Annotated in this window: 18 protein-coding genes; 4 read left to right on the forward strand and 14 right to left on the reverse strand. The window is 55.4% G+C overall.

Annotated features, from left to right (window positions below; all coding sequences use genetic code 11):
• Positions 1–12 precede the first annotated feature (12 nt).
• Positions 13–306 carry a DUF2312 domain-containing protein gene (locus tag GGE09_RS17130; protein ID WP_309747390.1) on the forward strand — a complete coding sequence of 98 codons (294 nt, stop codon included), beginning with the start codon at positions 13–15 and terminating at the stop codon, positions 304–306.
• 65 nt (positions 307–371) lie between these two features.
• Here the strand turns inward: GGE09_RS17130 and GGE09_RS17135 are convergent, their stop codons facing one another.
• Genes GGE09_RS17135 through GGE09_RS17155 form a run of 5 tightly spaced genes read right to left on the reverse strand, consistent with a single transcriptional unit; the run spans position 372 to position 6307 of the window.
• Entirely contained in the window at positions 372–1877 is a 1506-nt protein-coding gene (locus GGE09_RS17135) for an AMP-binding protein (RefSeq protein WP_309747391.1), read from the reverse strand.
• Positions 1874–3277 carry an acylating sulfoacetaldehyde dehydrogenase gene (gene sauS / locus GGE09_RS17140; RefSeq protein WP_309747392.1) on the reverse strand — a complete coding sequence of 468 codons (1404 nt, stop codon included), beginning with the start codon at positions 3275–3277 and terminating at the stop codon, positions 1874–1876. The genes GGE09_RS17135 and sauS overlap by 4 nt, the downstream gene beginning before the upstream one ends.
• Positions 3278–3331: 54 nt before the next feature.
• The gene (locus GGE09_RS17145) at positions 3332–4291 is read right to left on the reverse strand and encodes a tripartite tricarboxylate transporter substrate binding protein (RefSeq protein WP_309747393.1); all 960 of its coding nucleotides are present in this window, start codon (positions 4289–4291) and stop codon (positions 3332–3334) included.
• Positions 4292–4331: 40 nt separating this feature from the next.
• Entirely contained in the window at positions 4332–4799 is a 468-nt protein-coding gene (locus GGE09_RS17150; protein ID WP_309747394.1) for a tripartite tricarboxylate transporter TctB family protein, read from the reverse strand.
• A complete protein-coding gene (locus tag GGE09_RS17155) occupies positions 4796–6307 on the reverse strand; it encodes a tripartite tricarboxylate transporter permease (protein ID WP_309747395.1) in 1512 nt (503 codons plus the stop codon). The genes GGE09_RS17150 and GGE09_RS17155 overlap by 4 nt, the downstream gene beginning before the upstream one ends.
• Positions 6308–6405: 98 nt before the next feature.
• On the opposite strand from GGE09_RS17155, the gene GGE09_RS17160 reads away from it, so the two are divergent.
• Positions 6406–7437 (forward strand): LacI family DNA-binding transcriptional regulator, encoded by a 1032-nt coding sequence (locus GGE09_RS17160; RefSeq protein ID WP_309747396.1) that lies wholly within the window; start codon positions 6406–6408, stop codon positions 7435–7437.
• 21 nt (positions 7438–7458) lie between these two features.
• Here GGE09_RS17160 and GGE09_RS17165 read toward each other — a convergent pair whose 3' ends face one another.
• The 6 genes from GGE09_RS17165 to GGE09_RS17190 all read right to left on the reverse strand — a co-directional run bounded on the left by GGE09_RS17165 (position 7459) and on the right by GGE09_RS17190 (position 14050).
• On the reverse strand, positions 7459–8463 hold the full coding sequence (locus tag GGE09_RS17165; RefSeq protein WP_309747397.1) for an ABC transporter ATP-binding protein: 1005 nt from the start codon (positions 8461–8463) through the stop codon (positions 7459–7461).
• A gap of 2 nt (positions 8464–8465) precedes the next feature.
• The gene (locus GGE09_RS17170; protein WP_309747398.1) at positions 8466–9452 is read right to left on the reverse strand and encodes an ABC transporter ATP-binding protein; all 987 of its coding nucleotides are present in this window, start codon (positions 9450–9452) and stop codon (positions 8466–8468) included.
• Positions 9452–10336, reverse strand: coding sequence for an ABC transporter permease (locus GGE09_RS17175; RefSeq protein ID WP_309747399.1), 885 nt, complete (start codon positions 10334–10336; stop codon positions 9452–9454). The genes GGE09_RS17170 and GGE09_RS17175 overlap by 1 nt, the downstream gene beginning before the upstream one ends.
• Positions 10333–11310 (reverse strand): ABC transporter permease, encoded by a 978-nt coding sequence (locus tag GGE09_RS17180; protein WP_309747400.1) that lies wholly within the window; start codon positions 11308–11310, stop codon positions 10333–10335. Before GGE09_RS17180 ends, GGE09_RS17175 begins: the two co-directional genes overlap by 4 nt.
• 64 nt (positions 11311–11374) lie before the next feature.
• Positions 11375–12925 (reverse strand): ABC transporter substrate-binding protein, encoded by a 1551-nt coding sequence (locus GGE09_RS17185; RefSeq protein ID WP_309747401.1) that lies wholly within the window; start codon positions 12923–12925, stop codon positions 11375–11377.
• Between the two features lie 201 nt (positions 12926–13126).
• Entirely contained in the window at positions 13127–14050 is a 924-nt protein-coding gene (locus GGE09_RS17190; protein WP_309747402.1) for a LysR substrate-binding domain-containing protein, read from the reverse strand.
• A 218-nt stretch (positions 14051–14268) separates the two neighbouring features.
• Here GGE09_RS17190 and GGE09_RS17195 point away from each other — a divergent pair, with 218 nt between their 5' ends.
• Positions 14269–14964, forward strand: a complete 696-nt coding sequence (locus tag GGE09_RS17195) for a type 1 glutamine amidotransferase (protein WP_309747403.1) — start codon at positions 14269–14271, stop codon at positions 14962–14964.
• Positions 14965–15000: 36 nt separating this feature from the next.
• On the opposite strand, the gene GGE09_RS17200 is transcribed toward GGE09_RS17195, so the two are convergent.
• The 3 genes from GGE09_RS17200 to GGE09_RS17210 form a co-directional block, all read right to left on the reverse strand.
• Positions 15001–16323: a TRAP transporter large permease gene (locus GGE09_RS17200; protein ID WP_309747405.1), complete on the reverse strand. Its 1323-nt coding sequence runs from the start codon at positions 16321–16323 to the stop codon at positions 15001–15003.
• Entirely contained in the window at positions 16320–16826 is a 507-nt protein-coding gene (locus GGE09_RS17205; protein WP_309747406.1) for a TRAP transporter small permease, read from the reverse strand. Before GGE09_RS17205 ends, GGE09_RS17200 begins: the two co-directional genes overlap by 4 nt.
• 83 nt (positions 16827–16909) lie before the next feature.
• The gene (locus GGE09_RS17210; protein ID WP_309747407.1) at positions 16910–17959 is read right to left on the reverse strand and encodes a TRAP transporter substrate-binding protein; all 1050 of its coding nucleotides are present in this window, start codon (positions 17957–17959) and stop codon (positions 16910–16912) included.
• 265 nt (positions 17960–18224) lie between these two features.
• Here GGE09_RS17210 and GGE09_RS17215 point away from each other — a divergent pair, with 265 nt between their 5' ends.
• Positions 18225–19934 carry an OmpA family protein gene (locus GGE09_RS17215; protein ID WP_309747408.1) on the forward strand — a complete coding sequence of 570 codons (1710 nt, stop codon included), beginning with the start codon at positions 18225–18227 and terminating at the stop codon, positions 19932–19934.
• Positions 19935–20075 lie beyond the last annotated feature (141 nt).

Here is a 20075-nt window from a genome sequence, read left to right on the forward strand (position 1 = left end):
CAGGAGCACCCTATGGAAGACGTTTTGGATGATGCACAAGGTTTCGGACAGAATTCTGCCCCGGGCGAAGGGTCCTACCGTGTTGCTGCCAGCGAATTACGCGCCTTTATTGAGCGGTTCGAGCGGCTGGAAGCCGAAAAAAAAGACATTGCAGAGCAGCAAAAAGAAGTGATGGCCGAGGCGAAATCCCGTGGCTATGACACCAAAGTCCTGCGCAAGATTGTTGCCATCCGCAAGAAAGACCCAGCCGAGATTTCCGAAGAGGAAGCGGTTCTGGAAATCTACAAAGAAGCGCTGGGTATGTAATACCGCGGGCGCAGGCCTGATGGTAACGGATTGAAAAGGGCGGCATTGGCCGCCTTTTTTGTGCCTTATGGGGCTGGCGCATTAAGCTGTTGGGTCAACTCCGCCAGCTTTAAGCGTTGGATTTTACCCGATGGCCCTTTGGGTAATTCCTCCATGAAGTGGACGGTGTCCGGGCTTTTGAACGCTCCCAACCGCGCGGCACAAAGGGCTAATAAATCGTGAACCGTCGCGTCCGAATTGGCGCGGAGCTTAACCGCGGCCTCGACCCGCTCGCCGTATTGCGGGCAGGGGCGGGCAAAAGCGGCGGCCTCGATCACATCGGGATGGGTGTAAAGCGCATCATCTATTTCACGCGGTGCGATATTTTCGCCGCCTTTGATAATCAGCTCTTTCAATCGCCCCGTCACAAACACATAGCCGTCATCGTCTTGTCGGCCCAGATCACCAGTGCGCAGCCAGCCGTCAGCGGTGAATGTGTCAGCGGTGGCTGTCGGGTTTTTCAGATATTCCAGCATCACATTCGGCCCGCGCACAGCGATTTCGCCTTCGCGCCCGTCTGTGATCACCGAAAAATCCCGATCCAAAATGGCTGCTTCATTGCCAATGGCCACCCCGGGAGAGCCGATTTTGCGCAAGCCCGGGGGCAACGGGTTAGACAACATCTGCGCTGCGGTTTCGGTTAACCCCATGGTTTCCACAATCGCGACGCCAAAGCGGGTTTCAAATTGGGTCTGGGTTTCAGGGGCCAGCGCTGAAGAAGCAGATCGCCCAAAGCGCAGCTTGCCGCGTGATTTCGGGCCGATATCCTGCGCGCCGTGCAACAGATGGGATACAATTGTCGGCACGATAGAAAACCAAGTGACGCCGAATTCCTCAATCTGGTGCCAGAATTTTGAGGCAGAGAATTTTGGCACCATCACAAGTGAGCCGCCTGAAACAAGCGTTCCCATGACGGATACGCAAAGCCCGTTGATGTGATAAATCGGCAAGACGCAATAGCCGCGATCCTGCGGGGTTAAACCATGGGCCAGTGTCGGGGTCCAGCCGCCCGCCAACAGGCTAGACTGGGTGTGTACCACCCCTTTGGGGCGCCCCGTGGTGCCTGAAGTGTACATAAGCAGCGCGTGATCGGCAGGGGTAACAGAATGTAATTTTGCGGGGTCAGAACCATCCAGCTGCAGAGGTTCGATACCCTTTGCTGCGGATGCAAACAGGGGTTCGGCTTGGTCGTGGACAAAGGCAAACCTTGCCTCACAATGGTCCAGCGCATAGGCAATGGCATCTTGGCCTGCCACAAGGTTGATCATTGTGGCGCGAAACCCGCCGTATAACAGGCCGAACAGGGCCAAAACCGCGCCGCGTCCGTTGGGGTGTAGCACCGCGACGCTTTGGCCTTTCGGGATGCCTTGTGCTGTGACATGTGCGGCGATCCGTGCGGCGTGATCGCGTAGATCGCGCCAAGTCAGGCTTGCTTCACCCTCGGGGAATAGAAAGGCGGTGGCGTCCTGTTCTGCGCGTTTGTCCAGCCAGTCGCGCAGAGTTCCTTGGGGGGCGGCGGCGGGGTGCATCATGCGCCCGTGGCGGCCCAATATTCCGCAAATATGTCTTCTACTGCGGGTTCTACAGCTGGAATTTCCCGAACGATTTTAGTGGTTTGAATGAAATGTCGCCAGTTCAGATTATCGTCGATGGAATTGCCACCCCAACTGCCACAGCCCATGGATAGGGAAAACGGCATGCCGTTGTTAAACGCACCGCCCGTGGCAAAGCAATGGGCCTGATTGACGATCACGCGGCAGGTGGGGATCGTCTGACCCAGCGCTAGGGCGCGGCTGTCGTCACTGGAATGGAGCCCGATGGAATGGCCCGCCCCTTGGTAAGACAGGATGTCGCCGGCGATCCGCGTGGCGTCATCGAAATCTTTTGCGCGGTACAGGGCCAGAACGCGGCTGAGCTTTTCACCAGACAGCGGGTGGTCCGGGCCGATGCCTGCGGTTTCTACGGCCAGATAGGTGGTGTCTGCGGGGACTTTGCCGACCATGTCGAGGGCGACCAGCATTTTGTCAGCATCTTGTGCAATCACGTCGCGGTTCAGGTGTCCGTTTGGCCATAATTTCGCGATGATTGCTGCTTCATCCTGAACCAATGCGCCGCCGGTTTTGGCCATTTCTGCAACAAAGGCGTCATAGACAGCATCAACCACAATCACCTCATTTTCGGACGAACAGGAGGTGGCGTTGTCAAAGGTCTTAGAGGCTGCAATTTTACTGGCCGCTGCCGCCAGATCAGCTGTTTCGTCAATGATTACAGTGACATTGCCAGCCCCCACCCCAATGGAAGGCTTGCCACAGCTATAGGCGCGGCGCACGTTATCTTGGGATCCTGTAACCACCACAATGTCTGATCCTTCCAGCATCCGCTGGGTTTTTTCCTTGGACCCCGGGGCGGGAACCATTTGCACCAAATCCCGATCCGCGCCGATTTTATCAAATTCCGCGTAGATATAATCCAGCAAAAGCGCGCAGGCAGGAACCCCTTTGGGTGAGGGGGATAAGACGATGGCATTGCCCCCTTTCAGCGCGTTGATAATGTTGTTGGCAGGGGTCGCCGCCGGATTGGTTGACGGCACAACCGCGCCCACAACCCCTACGGGGCGGGCGATTTCGGTGATGCCAGTGGCGGGGTCATCTGCCACAACGCCCCATGTTTTTGCCGCCGCAATATCGCGCATCAGCCCCAGCGTTTTACGGTGGTTTTTGGTGATTTTATCGGCCACATTGCCCAGCCCCGTGGTTTGCACAGACAGTTCGGCAAGCGCGCGGTTGTGTTCAGGCTGCATAATCGCCCATCCTGCCGCCTGCGCCGCGCGGTCATAGCGGAGCTGCGTGGCATCGGTTTCGTATCTGGTTTGGGCCGCGCGGGCGCGGGCCATTACCAAATCTACGGCAATCAGATCATCCTGAACGGTCATGTGTTTTTTCCTGTTGTTGGCAGCGGGGCCACGGATGCGGCCCCGCCAGAAGGGTTAGAGACCTGCAAGCAGCTCTTTGAGGGTTTTTTCGCGGGCGGCCCACATGGCTTTCACCTCGTCACGGTTCATAATGTGCATGGGGGAACCGCCTGCTTCCATTTTTGAGGCCACTTGCTTGCTGGCAAAGGCGGCGGGGATTTTTTCGGCGAGAATATCAATCACGTCTTGGGGCGTGCCTTTGGGCACCATGATACCGCGAAAGTTGACCGAGGAATTATCCACATCCAGCCCTTGTTCCAGCAGAGTTGGTACGTCTGGCAGGAATGCGTTGCGTTCAAGGTCTGCCACGCCGAGGATTTTCACATTCCCCGCCGCCGCCGCGCGGTAGGCATCGGACAGGTTGTTCACCCCGCCCAGAACATCCCCCGCAATCACCGCTTTCATCGCCGCTGCGCCGCCTCCTTTGGTGGGGATATACGCCATTTTCACGCCAGCGGCCTTTTCGATCTGCAAGGCCGCGATGTGGTGGCCTACAAACAGCCCCGCACCCGAAAACGTCAGTTTTCCGGGGTTTTCTTTTGCAAAGGCAATGACATCCGCCATGGAATTAAACGCGCTGTCTTTGCCGACGATAAACACCGCAGGGTCTGCCCCCCAGTTTGCGATCGGTTCAAAACTGTCTGCGGAATATTGCACGCCGCCTTTGATGGATTGGGCGATGAAATGGGGAATATTATACGCCCCAAGGGTATAGCCGTCAGTGTCGGCCTGTGTGGCCAGCCAGTTCCAGCCAACGCGCCCGCCTGCACCCGGTTTGTTCAGGATGGCGATGGGCATGCCAAGCGAATCCTCGTTTCCGGCGGTCATTGTGACAATGCGGGCCTGAAAATCAGTGGCCCCGCCCGCGCCGTAGCTGACCATCATCATGATAGGGCGTTCCGGGTAATTCTGAGCCTGTGCTGTCTGTGCTAATGCGGCCAAGGCTATGGCCGCGCTTGCTAGTAGTTTTTTCATGTTTCGTCCTCCCAAAGTGTGACCTGCCGTTAACCAACGGTCAGAAAAAAATCTCTCGCGGTGTGTAAACTTTCAGCAATTTTGCAAAGAGACCGTAAATCACGGCCATAAAGCAGGCCGTGATAATGGCGCGTTTGACCCAAGATTTGATCTCGCGGTGGGATGCGGGATCATAAAGGGACAAAAGTATGAAAAAGGCGATGGATGTAGCAGTGTAAAAGCCAAGCCCCTTGGCCGCCCAGAACACATATACCAGCGAGACAATCAGGCCAGGGGCGAGATTTTTAACCATACTGGCAGACAGGCCGCTGCCGGTTTTAGACAAGCCCATCACAGCCTTTGCAAAGGTCCAAAGGGCCAGCACCACAAAAACGCTGGAAATCAGGCGCGGGAATAAGAACGCCTCGGCGGGTTGTTGGGTGAAGCTGAGATAGCAAATCCACAGGCCGACAGCGGCGATGATCCCTGTGGGTGCGATGTGCTGGATGCGGCTGAAGGTGCTGTTCATGGGGTAACTTTCGCAGGAGTATTTACAGGACGCATGCGCAATTCCATCCAAGCGGAATAGGCGATTGAGGCGACGACGATGGCGATCAGAAACAGGTTCAACCCGCCGGTAAAGAAATAGGGCAGGGTGCCGTTTGTGGCGGCGGCGATCATATTGCCTTGAATAAAGTTCGCTTCGGCGATCGGGCCAAGGATCAGACCCAGCACCAAAGGCGCGGCGGAAAATCCGTAGCGTTCCAGAAAATACATCATCACCCCAAGGGCTGCCATCACATAGACATCGCCCATAGAAGACTGCACCGAATAAGACCCAAAGACCGCAAGCCCCAGCACCACGGCTGCCATAACGGCCTGCGGAACCTTGGCGACTTTGGCGGCGAAGCTGGCAACATATAGCCCGAAGACACACATAAGAATCTGCCCGATCAGCATGGAGTTTATAAAGGTCCAAGCCACATCGGGGTGATTGTCAAACAAATCGGCGCCCGGAAAAATCCCGTGGATTAGCAAGCCGCCCAGCAGCACTGCGGCGGTCGGTGATCCGGGGATTGACAGGGTTAACAGTGGCACCAAGGACGGGCCGACCATGGCGTTGTTGGCTGCCTCGGCGGCGATAATGCCTTCGGAATGTCCTGTGCCGAATTTTTCGCTTTCGGGCGAGAATTTCTTGGATTGATCATAAGCCACCAGCCCCGCAATCTGCCCGCCTACACCGGGGATCAGCCCGACAATGGACCCTGTGATGGTGCCGATGGTCAGGGCGCGACTGCGGTTGATTACCTCACGTATAGCATCAAGAATGGAGTGTTTTTCGATCTCGATTACATCCATTTCCTGGCTTTGACGGCCTTTGGCGAACATGGTGATGACTTGTGGAATGGCAAACAGACCGATTAGGGCTGCGATAATATTGATGCCGCCACCAAGGGCTGGATGAAAGATGAACCGCTGCGCCCCCATAATATCGTCAAACCCGATGGTGGCCAGCCACAGCCCGATACAGCCCGAAAGCAGCCCCTTAACCACAGATTTACTGTCAAGCGAGCCGATCACCGTCACCCCCAAAATCGCCAGCCAGAACAGGTGGGACGGACCGAACGCCAGGGCCCATTGTGACAGGACTGGCGTCAGGAAAATCAGCAGTAAAACTCCGAAAACACCGCCCACCGCAGAGGCGAGAAAGGACAGTTGCAGCGCCTTTGCCCCCTGACCCTTTTGCGCCATGGTATGCCCGTCCAGCGTGGTGGCGATATTGGCCGGGGCACCTGGAATTTTCAGCAGGATGGCACTGACAGCCCCACCCGCCACGGTTGATGTATAAGCCGCGCCCAGCAGGATCAGCCCCTGTGCGGCTTCTAGTTGAAAGGTAAACGGGATCAGCAAGGCCACTGCCATCGTGGGGGATAATCCCGGTGTTGCCCCCAAAATGAGCCCGCCAATTGTACCAATCAGCAGCAGGCCGAAATTGATAGGCGTGAACACATCACCAAAATAATAGATGAACTCCATTGCCGCCTTGCCCTCCCAAGCAATTCTTGACTTCTCAGGGTAGGGGATGAAAATAGTATTGCAAATGTTTTCATAAAATGGCTGGAGTTGGCTGGATAATGGTTTTGAAACAAGGAGGTAAGGCGGATATTGTGGCGGTGGCACGGGCGGCAAAGGTCTCGGCCTCGACGGTGTCGCGCAGCTTTAACCACCCTGAACTGGTCAATCCTGCGACTCGGAAAAAGATTGATCGGGCAGTGCGGCGACTGGGCTATATTCGCAATCGGGCGGCCCAATCCATGCACGGGCGGCGCAGTGGCACGGTGGGGTTGGTGGTGCCCACAATTGACCACGCGATCTTTGCCGAACTGGTGCAGTCGTTTTCGGAAGAGTTGGAGTCCGAGGGGTTCACAATTCTTATGACCAGTCACGGCTATGATCTGGAACGGGAGTATGCGGTGGTGCGCAAACTGCTGGAACATCGGGTGGACGGGGTTGCGCTTATCGGCTTGGATCACTCCGAGGAAACCTATCTGTTGATGGAACAACAGGAACTGCCTGTGATCGCTATCTGGAACTATGACGCAGCCGCGCGGGTGTCTTGCGTCGGGGCGCAGAACTTTCGCGCAGGGCAGATGGCGGCAGGGCATTTGTTGGGCCTTGGGCACCGTAAAATCGGTCTGGTTTTTCCGGATATGGCCGGCAACGACAGATCCCGTGATCGAATGGAAGGTGCAAAATTTACGCTTCAAAATGAAGGTGTTACCGTGCCGCTGGAATGGCAGCGGGTGTCTCCTTATAGTGTGGCGCAGGCCAAGGCGGTTTGTGCGGATTTGCTGACGCAGGATCAGGTGCCAACGGCCTTGCTTTGCGGTAATGATGTTATCGCACAGGGCTGTATCTTTGCTGCGCAAAAGGCAGGTGTCGCGGTGCCAGACGGGCTGTCGGTGGTAGGCATCGGGGATTTCAAAGGCTCCAAAGAAATGGAACCTGCGCTTAGTACAGTGCGGATTCCGGCCCGAACCATAGGTGTACAAGCCGCAGCGTTGATCGTGCGGCTGATTTCGGGAGATCAGCCCGAAACCATCCGTCAGGATGTGCCGTTGCAACTGATGCAGCGGGCCAGCACGGCGCGTTTCATGAAACGTTAAGGAAGTGTGGCTATGATTCCGTCACACAGGCAGCGGCGAAACCGCGTCTGACCCGACCAGATGACAGGCCACTTTGTGTCCGCCTTTCACGTCCCGAAGCGCGGGTTCTTGGCTGCGGCAAATGTCCGTGGCCACGGGGCAGCGGTTGGCAAAGCGGCAGCCTGCGGGCAGGTTCACGGGATCCGGCGGATCGCCGGGGATCAGGATGCGTTTAGTCGCCTCGCGGCGTGCTTTGTCCACCGACGGCACAGCAGACAGCAGCGCAGACGTGTAGGGGTGCAGCGGGTTGTTAAACAGGTCCAGCCGTGTGCCGTGTTCAACGATCTTGCCCATATACATTACGGCGATGCTGTCACACATATGTTGGACCACACCTAAGTCGTGGGAAATGAACAGATAAGTCAGGTTTAGATCGGCCTGCAATTTGCGCAGCAAGTTGAGGATTTGCGCCTGAACAGCCACGTCCAGCGCGGAAACAGGTTCGTCACAGATGATCAAATCGGGTTGCGTGGCCAATGCGCGGGCAATGCCGATACGCTGGCGCTGCCCGCCTGAAAATTGGTGCGGGAACAAGCGTTGCTGTTCGGGGCGAAGGCCCACTTCGCCAAACAGTCGATCCACAATCACTTTCTTTTCCGCCTCATCCATTGTGCCAAGACTGTCCAGCGGTTCGCGCACGATCTGTTCGGCGCGCAAGCGGGGGTTCAGGCTGGAATAGGGGTCCTGAAAGATGAACTGCATCTTGGCGCGGGCCAGCCGCAATTCCTCGTCGTCAAGGGACAGGAAATCGGTGCCGTCCAGATCGACCTTGCCTTGATAGGCATCAACCAGTCGCGCCACGGCAAGGGCTGTTGTGGTCTTGCCCGACCCGCTTTCCCCAACAATAGCAAGGGTTTCGCCGCGGTTGATTTCAAAACTGACATCATCCACCGCATAAAGATACGAGGCTTTGCCCCATCCGCCGCCCCGTTTTACCGCAAAGCGCACGCCGAGGTTTTCCACATCGAGAAGGATTTCTTTGGTCATGTTCATACCTCCTGAGCGTACCAGCAGGCCGACTGCTGGCCTGCGTCAAAAGCCATTTCTGGCGGGCGTTCATCGGCGCATTTCTGGGTGACTTTGTTGCACCGCGATGCGAACAGGCAGCGGTTTTTCCCAAAGTCCATCAGGCCGGGCACGATGCCGGGTACCTCGGTCAGAGGGTGCCGCTCGGTTGAAATCGTTGACATAATATGGGGTACACAGGAAATTAACCCTTTGGTGTAAGGATGGCGGGGATGCTCGATTATTTGCTGAACGGGGCCTTCCTCGGCCTTGCGCCCTGCATACATCACAATCATCCGTTCGGCCATTTCCGCAACGGCGCCCATGTCGTGGGTGATCATAATAATCGATGCCCCCGTCTGGCGTTTCATTTCGTTCAGTAGGTCAAAAATTTGCGCCTGTACCGTCACATCAAGGGCGGTTGTGGGTTCATCCGCGATCAGGATTTTTGGCTCGCAGGCAAGGGCGATGGCGATCATCACCCGTTGACGCTGCCCGCCTGACATTTGAAAGGGATAGTCGCTGACACGGCCCTTTGCGTTAGGAATGCGCACTGCGTCCAACAGTTCAATCGCCTGCGCCCAAGCCGCTTTGCGCGACAGGCCTTGGTGGGCGCGGATCACCTCGGCAATCTGCTCCCCCACAGTGTAGACAGGGTTGAGCGAGGTCATAGGCTCTTGAAAAATCATCGAAATATCGTTGCCGCGTATGCTGCGCAGGCGTTTTTCCGATGCGGTGGTTAATTCCTCTCCGTTAAAGGTGATGGAACCTGAAGCGATACGGCCCACTTTTTCGGGCAGTAATCCCATGATGCCAAGGGCGGTCATGGATTTTCCACAGCCGCTTTCCCCGACAAAACTGATGCTTTCACCAACGCCAAGTTCAAAGGACAGATTGTCGATCACAGGCGCAATGCCCGCGCGGGTGGTCAGTTCAATGCGAAGGTTTTCAACTTTGAGTAGCGGTTCCATTAACGCTGCCTTAATTTTGGGTTCAGCGCATCGTTCAATCCGTCACCCACCAGCGAAATGCACAGGACGGTGATGAAAATAGCGAGGCCGGGAATGGTGACGGTGTATGAAGCATCCAGAATATACTGCCGGTTTGAACCGATAACCTGTCCCCAGGACACCACATTCGGGTCGGTGAGGCCAAGAAAGGACAGGCCTGCCTCGAACAGGATGGCGGAGCCGACCATAAGGGCGGCTTGCACGATGATCGGGGGCAGGGCGTTGGGCAAGATCACGCGGAACATCAGTTTGCCGTTTTTGGCCCCCGATGCGCGCGATGCGGTAACATATTCCAACTCGCGGATGCGCAGGAATTCAGAACGTGTGATGCGGGCCACGGCTGTCCAACTGACCACGCCGATGGCGAAGGTGATCATCGGTAATGAAGCCCCGAAAAGTGCTACAATAACCATGGAAAACAATAGGGTAGGCAGAACTTGGAAAAATTCTGTGATCCGCATTAACAATTCTTCAACCCATCCGCGGTAAAACCCTGCCAATGCGCCGACGGTGACGCCAATCACCACGGATACAACCGCCGCGGCCAGACCGATAACGATAGATACCCGCGCCCCGTTGATAAGGGCAGATAACAGATCACGGCCCAGATAATCGGTGCCCAGCAGAAAGCCGTCTACACCGGGCGGGGAAAACGGTGCCCAGACCATATCAAACGGATCAACAGGATACAGCCATGGACCAAAGATAGCGCCAAGAACGATCAAAGTCAGCACCACCAGCGCCACCATAGCTGCATGGTTGCGGCGGAACATTTCCCAAGCCTCGGCAAAGGGATGGCGGGCCTGTGGGATTTCTTCGGTGGGAATAATCGGTGCGTCGGTCATCGTTTGCCTCCTACACGGGGATCAACAAAGCGCAGGGCCAGATCGGTCAGCAAATTGCCAACGATCACCACAAGCGCTGAAAAAAACAGGATGCCAAGGATGGTTGGCGTGTCCCGTGCGATGATGGATTGAAAGGCGAGTGTTCCTAGACCCGGCCAGGAAAACACTGCCTCAACCAGAACCGCGCCGGAAATAACGGCCGAAAATTGCAGGCCAGCCAAAGTAATGACTGGAGAGAGGGAGTTTTTCAAAGCGTGTTTGTAAACAACTTCCCGCTCGCTAAGTCCTTTGGCCTTGGCGGTGCGGACATAATCAGATCCCAAGACTTCCATCATGGTGGCGCGGGACAGGCGGGAATACAGCGCCAGAAAAATTGACCCAAGGGTGATCACAGGCAGGACAAGGTGTTTGGCAATATCAAGCGCATGAACAAAAAAGCCGCCCTCAATTGTGACATCTTGCATGCCTGCCACGGGGAACCATTGAATTTTCAGGGAAAAGGCGATCAGCAGCAGGATGCCAGTCCAGAACACAGGCGCTGAATAACCAAACAGTGCCAGCATGGTGACGAAATGGCTGGCAATTCCGTTCGGTTTGCGCGCCGAAATCACCCCAAGGATCACGCCGATCCCCAGAGCAAGGATTTGTGCAACGAAAACCAGCAACAGGGTCGCAGGCAGGCGTTGCAAAATCAGTTCGGTCACGGGCGCGTTGTAAAAGAAGGAATATCCCAGATTAAACTGCGCGACATTCCCCATATAGCGGCCAAGCTGTACCAGAAACGGCTGATCCAGCCCGTAATCCGCGCGGATTTGATCCAGCACGGCTTGATCCGCGCCGCCCATTGACTGGCTGATCGTGTCAGCCACATCACCGGGGGCAAGGTGCATCATTGAAAAGTTAAGGACCAGCACAGCAGCCAGCAAGATCACGGCATAAATTGTACGGATAAGGAAGGATTGGAGGAAAGCCACAAGCGTTCTTCTTCTAAAGAGGGTCGGGGAAGCGGCAAGCCCGAAGGCCTGCCGCGCAGGATGACTAGTCTTTGAGGTAAGTCATGTCGATCGGGGTAGAAGTGCCCCAAATTCCCAAAGGTGGGTTGCCCACTTTGTCGTTATAAACCGTGTGATACGGCAGCGCATTGATGTGATAAACGGGCAGTTCATCGGCAATGATGGTCTGGAATTCCGCATAGAGCGCTTTGCGTTTCTCAGCATCGGTTTCGACTGCCGCCAGTTCCAGCAGTTCATCAACGCGGGCATTGGAATAGCCTTGCGTGTTGGACCAAACGCCTTTGCCGATGTTGGTTGAAATGTAGGTACGCTGAACGCCGATCACAGGATCGCCCCAGTTGAACACAGAGTCCCAAGACATGTCGAAGTCCATGTCGCCCATACGTTTCGCCCAGGTGGGGAAATCCGCACTGGCGCGCACTTGAACATCAATGCCCACTTTTTTAAGCGCGGCTTTGACATATTCAACCTGCGGTTTGACATCGGCCCAGCCAAAATCAATGGTCAGGCTGAAACGGCTGTCCCCGTTCATCGGGAAACCAGCCTCATCCAACAGGGCGTTCGCCTTGTCCAGATCAACCGCGTAGTTTTCAACGTCGTCCTTATAAAACGGGCTGTCCGGATGGATGCCGGTTTTGGATTCAACTGCCGTGCCCTGCATCAAAGCCTTGAGGATGAAGTTTTTATCCACCGCATAGGCAATCGCCTTGCGCACACGCACATCTTTCAGCGGGCCGCGCTGGGTGTTCATCGCCAACCAGTCAAGCGGGCCGACACCGCCGTAACCTTCAGGTGTAACTGTCAGATTATCCACTTTTTTCAAGCGGTTGATAATGCGTGGCAGCAATTCAAAAGCACCCATTTGCACTTCGCCATTTTCATAGGCGATGGCACGCGCTGCGGGATCAGGGATGATCCGCATGACGATTTTATCAAGATAGGGGCGACCTTCGATAAAGAAATCGTCAAAACGTTCCAGAATAACATGCTGACCGCTGACAAATTCGGCCAATTTGAACGGGCCGGAGCCGACAACATCTTTGTTGTTACGGGGATGGGTCTTTACCTCTTCGATGGGCACATCGCCGTAGATATGTTGGGGGATGATCGACATCAACTGCCCCGACATGGCCAACATCAAGGCCGGGTGCGGTTGGCTAAGGTTCAGGATCGCGGTGTAGTCATCGGGGGTGTCAACAGATTCAACTGGCGCAAACATGGCTTTGAAGGGGTGGTTCGCCTTGATCACATCAACCGAAAACGCCACGTCTTTGGACGTGATTGGCACGCCGTCATGGAATTTAGCGTTGTGAACAAGGTGCAGCGTCACTTTTAATCCGTCGTCGGACACCTCCCAGCTTTCGGCCAGATAGGGTTGTGGGGTCCAGTCTTCGTCATAGCGCAGGGGGGATGCAAACAATTGCGCGCCGGGAAAGCCGGTCACGATGCCCGATTGCACGGCAGAGTTCAGATTGCGGACGTTGGTGCCTAGGACAGTGACCAATGTACCGCCGCGTTTCAGCTCTTCGGATTGCGCGCCAGTGGCGAGCATCGAGGCCAAAACGGTAGCCGTCATCAGGCCCTTAAATAGAATTCTCACAGGGTAGTACCTCCGGTTGGTTGATTCTTTTTTTATTATTAACCAAGCCTAGCCTAGCAACTTTGAGCCAGAAAACATTTTGTTAGAGGGTCTAAACACTATTTTGTTGAGGAATGGAGTTTGTACCCAGGATGGGCCGATAAGAGGAGCCGCCTAAAGTGCCATTGCTTTGGCGGGTTATGTTACAGCCAGATCGTCGAAAACCCGCGCTTCGCGCAGGGCAACGCAGTGGTCGATAAATTCGCTGACAATGCGGGGGCGGCGGTTCACATCACTGGTGATGATGCCAAAAACCGGGATGTCAACTTTGTCTTTGATCGGCAGAATTGTGAACGGCAGATTGGCGCCCACATATTCAGGCGGGCGTATGTTCAAAATGGAAAATCCAAAGCCACCGGACACCAGCGCACGCACAATTTCAGAAGAGCGGGTGGAGTGGACAATATTTGGCGTCAGTCCCAGTTTTGTGAACATATTCCCGAAATAGGCACGGGTGCGCGGCAGGTCGAGCATGACCATCGGAAGGGTGCATAATTGTTCAAATGTGACGTGGGTTTGGGTCGTCAGCGGGTGATCCGAAGGCAGCAGCGCATAAGGCGGTGCTGGAAAAAGGGGTACAAACCCTTGGCCGCTTTCCACGGTTTCATCATAAGAAAACACCAGATCCACATCGCCTTCGTTCAGGAATTTTACGGCGGCGTCCATGTTTCCTTCGAGCAGGATAATGGAAATTCCGGGGTGCTGTTCCGAAAAACTTTTCAGGATTAAAGGTAAAAAAGACGGCGCGGCGGTTGCGTAGCAGCCGATGCGCACGGCCCCTGTGGTCTGCCCGTCGATGGATTGGATTTCAGATTCGAAATGGCGGCCCTGCTCTAAAAACCGCCTAATCGCTTTGAGCACATCATAGCCGAGTGCGGTTGGTTTCACGCCTTTTGCAGGGGTGCGCACGAAGATGTCATAGCCCACTTCCCGTTCGCAGGCGTCAATCGCGGCCGAGATTGAGGATTGCGAGATGGCCAGATCTTCGGCTGCCATTGCGATGGACCCAAGCCGGCCCGCGGCATCCACATAGCGGAGTTGTTTGAGCGTGTAATTGTGCATTACCGGACCTGTTTATCGAAGCTGGGCTTGGGTGCATACAATCCCCTTCGCCGAAAAAGAACAACCCCATCATGATGTTATCCTGAAAGAAGCATTTTTCACGCGGGGCGGATTCGGCTGTACCATAGTTCTGAAAGGTGGGGTTTTCAGGGATTGTCTTTCAAACCCGGCGGCATTACCGCTGGTGAAATCGCTAGAATTGATCCTGTGGGTGCGTTGTGAAAATAGCTGTTCTTGATCTGACGTCCCATCCTGAACCGGACATGTCCGGCCAACCGCGTGTGGGACAGTTGATCCATGACTGGCTTGCCCCCGCCTTGCCCGAGGCCGAAATTTTTGCCGTGGATGTGGCACAGGGCGGCGCAATGTTGCCAGCGCTTAGTGGTTTTGACGGCGTGGTGATTAGCGGGTCTGAAGCTGGTGTTTACGATGATACGCCGTGGATGACCCCGTTGCGCCAGTTTTTACTGGCGTGCAAATCTGCCCGAAAACCGATCTTTGGTATTTGCTTTGGGCATCAGATCATGGCTGACACTTTTGGTGGCAAGGCGGAAAAGGCAAAGGCTGGAAATATTGTCGGTGCGCGGCAGTTCACCTTGAAAGGCGCGATGATTGACGCCCATGTTTGGCATCAGGATCAGGTGGTGATCGCGCCGCCGCAGGCTGCCGTTACAGCTACCGCGCCCTATTGTCCGATTGCCGCGCTGGAGTATGATTTTCCTGCCGCTTCGGTGCAGTTCCATCCCGAATATTCAGCCGCCCATCTGCGTGATCTATGGGATATTTTCCGTGGTAAATTCCTGACCGAGCAAGAGCGGGCTGATGCCATTACATCTGTCGCGGGGGTATCTGTGCCTGTTGATCTGCAAGCTAAAGAAACGGCTGCATTTTTCCGCGCCCATTGTGTGGGGTAACGGGCTAAAGCGGCCTTAAAACAGGCCGCTTTAGTGTTAGTAAATTGCCCAGACCAGACCCAGCGTCAGGGCGGGAAGCAGGGTCAGGATCACCACACGCACCAGATCAGCGATGACGAAGGGCAGGGTGCCGCGAAAGGTCTCGCTTATGGGGGTGTCTTTGGCCAGCGCGTTGATAATGAACAGATTCATCCCGACAGGGGGCGTGATCAATCCGACCTCGACCACAATCAGAACCAGAATGCCGAACCAAAGGCCGAAATCGTCGGGCGCCATGCCGAAATCCAGCCCCGCCATAATCGGATAGAAGATTGGCACGGTCAAAAGGATCATCGACAGGCTATCCATGATGCAGCCGAACACCAGATACAGCACCAGCACCACGGCCAGTACAAACCATGGGCTGAAGCCTTGTGCGCCGACCCATTGTGCGGTGTTTTGGGGCAGTTGGGTCAGGGCCAGAAAGTTGTTGAACAGGCTTGCCCCCAGAATGATCATAAAGATCATACCCGTGGATTTTGCGGTGCCCAAGATCGCCTCGGCGGTGTTGGTCCAGCCCAGTTGCCCCGATACCAAGGCCACAATAGCAGTGCCTGCGGCGCCGATGGCTGCGGCCTCGGTCGGGGTGAAAACCCCAAGGTAGATACCGCCGACCACCACCAGAAAGATGGTTAACACGGGCCAGACCGCGATCAACGCCTTGAACCGTGCAAGGATCGGTTGGCGGTCCAAGACCTGTCCACCGCCGTCTTGGATGCGCACCATAATTGCAATCGTAACCATATAGCCAAAGGCCGCAAGCAGGCCCGGAATCATAGCGGCGACAAACAGTTTGGCGATGTTTTGTTCGGTCAGGATGGCATAAATCACCAGCACCACAGAAGGCGGGATCAGGATGCCAAGGGTGCCACCCGCCGCCAAAGCGCCTGTGGCCAGCCGACCGGAATATCCATAACGGCGCAGTTCTGGCAGGGCCACTTGGCCCATGGTTGCCGCCGTAGCCAGTGATGATCCGCAGATGGAACCGAACCCCGCGCAGGCCCCCACAGCGGCCATTGCGATGCCGCCTTTCAGGTGACCCAGCCACGCCTCGGCTGCTTTGAACAGGCCGCGGGACATGCCGCTGATGGTTGCAAACTGGCCCATCAGCAGGAACAGCGGGATAATCGACAGGGAATAATTGGCGAATGTGCCAAAGGTCAGGTTTTTAAGTTGGGATAGGGTCATCATCGGTGTGCCTATCACCAGCCACGTGCCGCCAAATCCGATCAGCGCCATGGCGGGGCCGATGGGCACGCGCAGAAACAACAGAACCAACAGAACGGGGAAGGACCAAAGGCCAATTTCGATATTGCTCACGGGGTGCCCCCAAGTAGGGACCGCGTGCTGCGCAGGGTACAGAACAGGGCCACGATGACAAAAACTGACATGCCCAGCAGGCCTGAAAGATAGGCCTCCCAAACCGGCCATTGCAGGATGAATGTGGTCTCGCCGTAGGATTTCTTATCAAGCATCCCAAGCCAGAGCCGCCAGCCAACGATCACTGCGATTGCCAGAAGCAACAGGTCCGAAGCCACGTCAGCCAGACGGTTCATCCACAAGGGCATCACCGTGGCAAACAGATCCACACGGGCATGGCCGCCACTGTATTGCGCCCAAGGTAGAAAGCTGAAGATGACAAAGCCGACCCCCAGTTCCATCAGTTCAAAATCGCCTTTGATCTGGTTTAACCCGATGAAAGACAGGGACCGCCCGGTGATACTAAGACAGGTCATCGCCACTAGTAAAAGCAACACGATGCCGCCGATCAAAGCCGTGGTGCGGGCCAAAAAACCAGCGGTTTTATCAAGAAATGCATACATATAGGGAATGGGACTCCGCGCTGGAAGGTGTGTCGGGGGGCCGCAAGCAGGGCTTGCGCAGGACCAGTGGCCCCCCGTTTGGATTACTTACCTTCGTTAGCGGCGATCAGTTCTTTGGCGCGGGCGATCAACGCCTCGCCATCAATACCACGGCCTTTCATGTCTTCGATCCAAGCGGCGATGACAGGCTCTGAGGCTTCTTTCCAGCGGGCAACCTCGGCAGCATCCAGAACGGTGATTGTATTGCCTTTGTCCTCGGCAATTTTACGGCCCGGTGCATCGGCAGCTTCCATTTCAAAGGCGGCCATTTTGCTGAGCGCTGGGCCGCTTTCAGCATCAAGGGCGGCACGTAGATCGTCTGGCAGGCTCTCGTATTTCGCTTTGTTCATCACCATGATGATCGCGGCTGTGTACAGGGCCTCATCGCCTGAAAACTCGGTGTGATTGGTCACCAGCTCGGTCAAACGAATAGAAGGCGTCACCTCCCACGGGATCACGGTGGCGTCGATCACCTTTTTGGACAGGGCTTCGGGGATGGCAGGCAGGGGCATGCCCACGGCAGTTGCGCCCAGTTCGGTTAACAGGTTGTTGATGATACGGGTCGGACCGCGCACTTTCAAGCCTTCCATGTCTTCGAGTTTGTTCACCCCGTTGACCGAATGGATCAAGCCCGGGCCGTGGACCCATGCGCCCAGAACCTTGACGTTGGAATATTCGCTGGCTTGGAAATCTTCGTCTACCATCTGCTGAAACGCCAGTGAGGTGGCGATCGGGTCAGTCATCATAAACGGCAATTCGAACACTTCGGTGCGGGGGAAGCGTCCCGGTGTGTAGCCCACCACCGTCATGATAATATCTGCTACGCCGTCTTGGGCTTGGTCCATCAATTCAGGGGGACGCCCGCCCAAGGACATGGCGTCGAAATGTTCGATTTTCAGACGGCCATCTGTTGCGGCCTCAATCTTGGCACCCCAGGGTTTCATTACGGCCTTTGGCAGCGTTGCAACGGGTGGCAAGAACTGGTGCAGCCGCAGTGTTACCTCTTGTGCAAAGCCGGGCAGGGCGGTGGTGCCCGTCAGCACAGCAGCCGCAAGCACAGCTTTCGCGGTGCCTTTAAAGTTAAAAGTGTTCATTATTTTCCTCCGTTGGTATCCCATTGCGCAGCACCGTAGCAGCCCGTTTGGTTTCGTCCAACTTTTTTGACATCGCGCAGGGAAGTATCGTGCATTGGTATGCAAGAGTGGCATTTTTACAGGGAGGGTGGGGCCCGCCTAGCAGGCAACCGCAGGGCAGCGGCGGGTTTGCACTGGCAACAATCCGCTTGGGTTTGAATTTAAAATGAACCATTCGCGAGAGTTGTGCGTTTAAATCCTATATCCACTCGTTAGGGAGATGAACATGAACACTCAGAAATTGAAAAGCACAACGGCGGTTATTCTCAGTTTTGCACTGGCCTCACCGCATATTGTCTATGCCCAGACTGTAAATTCTGCAGCAAAACCAGCAATTACGGCTGATATAAAACTGGCGCAAGCGACTGACGCTGATGCAGAAGACTTGGCCAAGAAGTTGAAAAAGAAGAACAAAGCTAAAGAAGACGCTGAAAATCTAACCAAAAAGCAGAAAAAAGCCGCAAAAAAGGCAGAGGCGAAAGCGGAAGCCAAAGCAGAGGCGAAAGCCGAAGTGAAGGCTAACGACGGGCGCGGCACCTCTGCGCAAGTGGAAGCGGATACAGCTGCAAAACTGAAGGCAGACTCCGAAGCAAAAACCAAGAAACAGAAAAAGAAAGAGGCCAAAGCCGCTGAAAATTCCGGTTCAACGGCGAATGCCAATAAAGTGACGGAAGAACAGGTAAAGGCCGAAGCTGACAAGCAGAAGAAGAAAAAGAAGGACGATGATGCCGTTGCGACCAGTGACGGCACGAAAGGGCGGAAATCCGATGATCAGGTCAATATGACCAAAGATCAGGATGCAACCCAAGCCAACAGCGACGACAACGGTAGAAAGAAAAAGCGCAACAAAGGTGAAATGGAAGCGGTTCAAACGGACACTGATGCCAGCACCGAAGACGCCAATACCGTGCGCAAAGTGACGGCGACAAAAGACGGTAAAGGGGCCAAAGGCAAAAAGCGCAAAGAGACGATTACCAAAAAGAACCGTCGTGCCAGCAATCAAGAGCGGGCCGAAGAGGCTGCCGTGTCTAGTGATGATGGCGGTTTGAACAACCTCGAGAAATTCCTGATCGGCGCGGCTGGTATCGGCATTCTTGCGGCGGTCTTGAACAATCGGGACAAGGTTGTGGAAACCGATGACGACCGTGTTGTCGTGCAGCGCGGCGATGGCGATTATTACGTTCTGAAGGATGACAATGCGTTGCTGCGTCAGCCAGGTTCTACCGTGGAAACTGAAACGTTTGCCGACGGGTCGTCCCGTCAGACCATTGTGGCCGCTGATGGTACACAGATCGTCACCGTTCGTGCGCCCAATGGCCAAGTGCTGAACCGGACGCAATATCTGACCAATGGCCAGACCGTGCAACTGTTCGACGACACCGTGAACGAGGTGCCTGTGCGGGTTGCGGATCTGCCCCGCGTTGAGGAATATTCCTACGCCTCTGATGCGCTAAGCGATGCGGATTTGCGCACGGCTTTGATGTCAACGCGCAACGGGGATGTGGATCGCACCTTTTCCCTGCAACAAATCCGCCAGATACGGGCGGTGCGTGAATTGATGCCGGTGATTGAACTCAGCGCGATTACATTCGCAACGGGTTCCGCCATCATCGAGGCAGATCAGGCGCAAAGTCTGGCCACTGTGGGGACAGCCATAGCTGATTTGATTGAAGAAAATCCGGCTGAGGTGTTTCTGATTGAGGGCCACACTGACGCTGTTGGTTCGGCCACATCGAACCTTGCGCTGTCGGACCGTCGTGCGGAATCCGTGGCCTTGGCTTTGACCGAATACTTTAATGTGCCAGCGCAAAATCTGGTGATCCAGGGCTATGGCGAAAGCAATCTACGGGTGCCAACCGATAGCGCAGAACAGGCCAACCGCCGCGCTGCGGTGCGCCGGATCACGCCACTGCTGACACCGTCAACCGAAGGCTGATCGAACGCCCGTAATCGCTGAAAATTGGAATGCCGGTTTGGAAACAAGCCGGCATTTTTCGTAACCAGGTAAAAAGCCGCCGCGCACTATCAAAAAATCCCGAATGATCTTTCAGGTATTCATGCGCTTCCCTAAAGCTGT

Source organism: Roseobacter sp. N2S, assembly GCF_031454055.1.
Classification (GTDB): domain Bacteria; phylum Pseudomonadota; class Alphaproteobacteria; order Rhodobacterales; family Rhodobacteraceae; genus Amylibacter.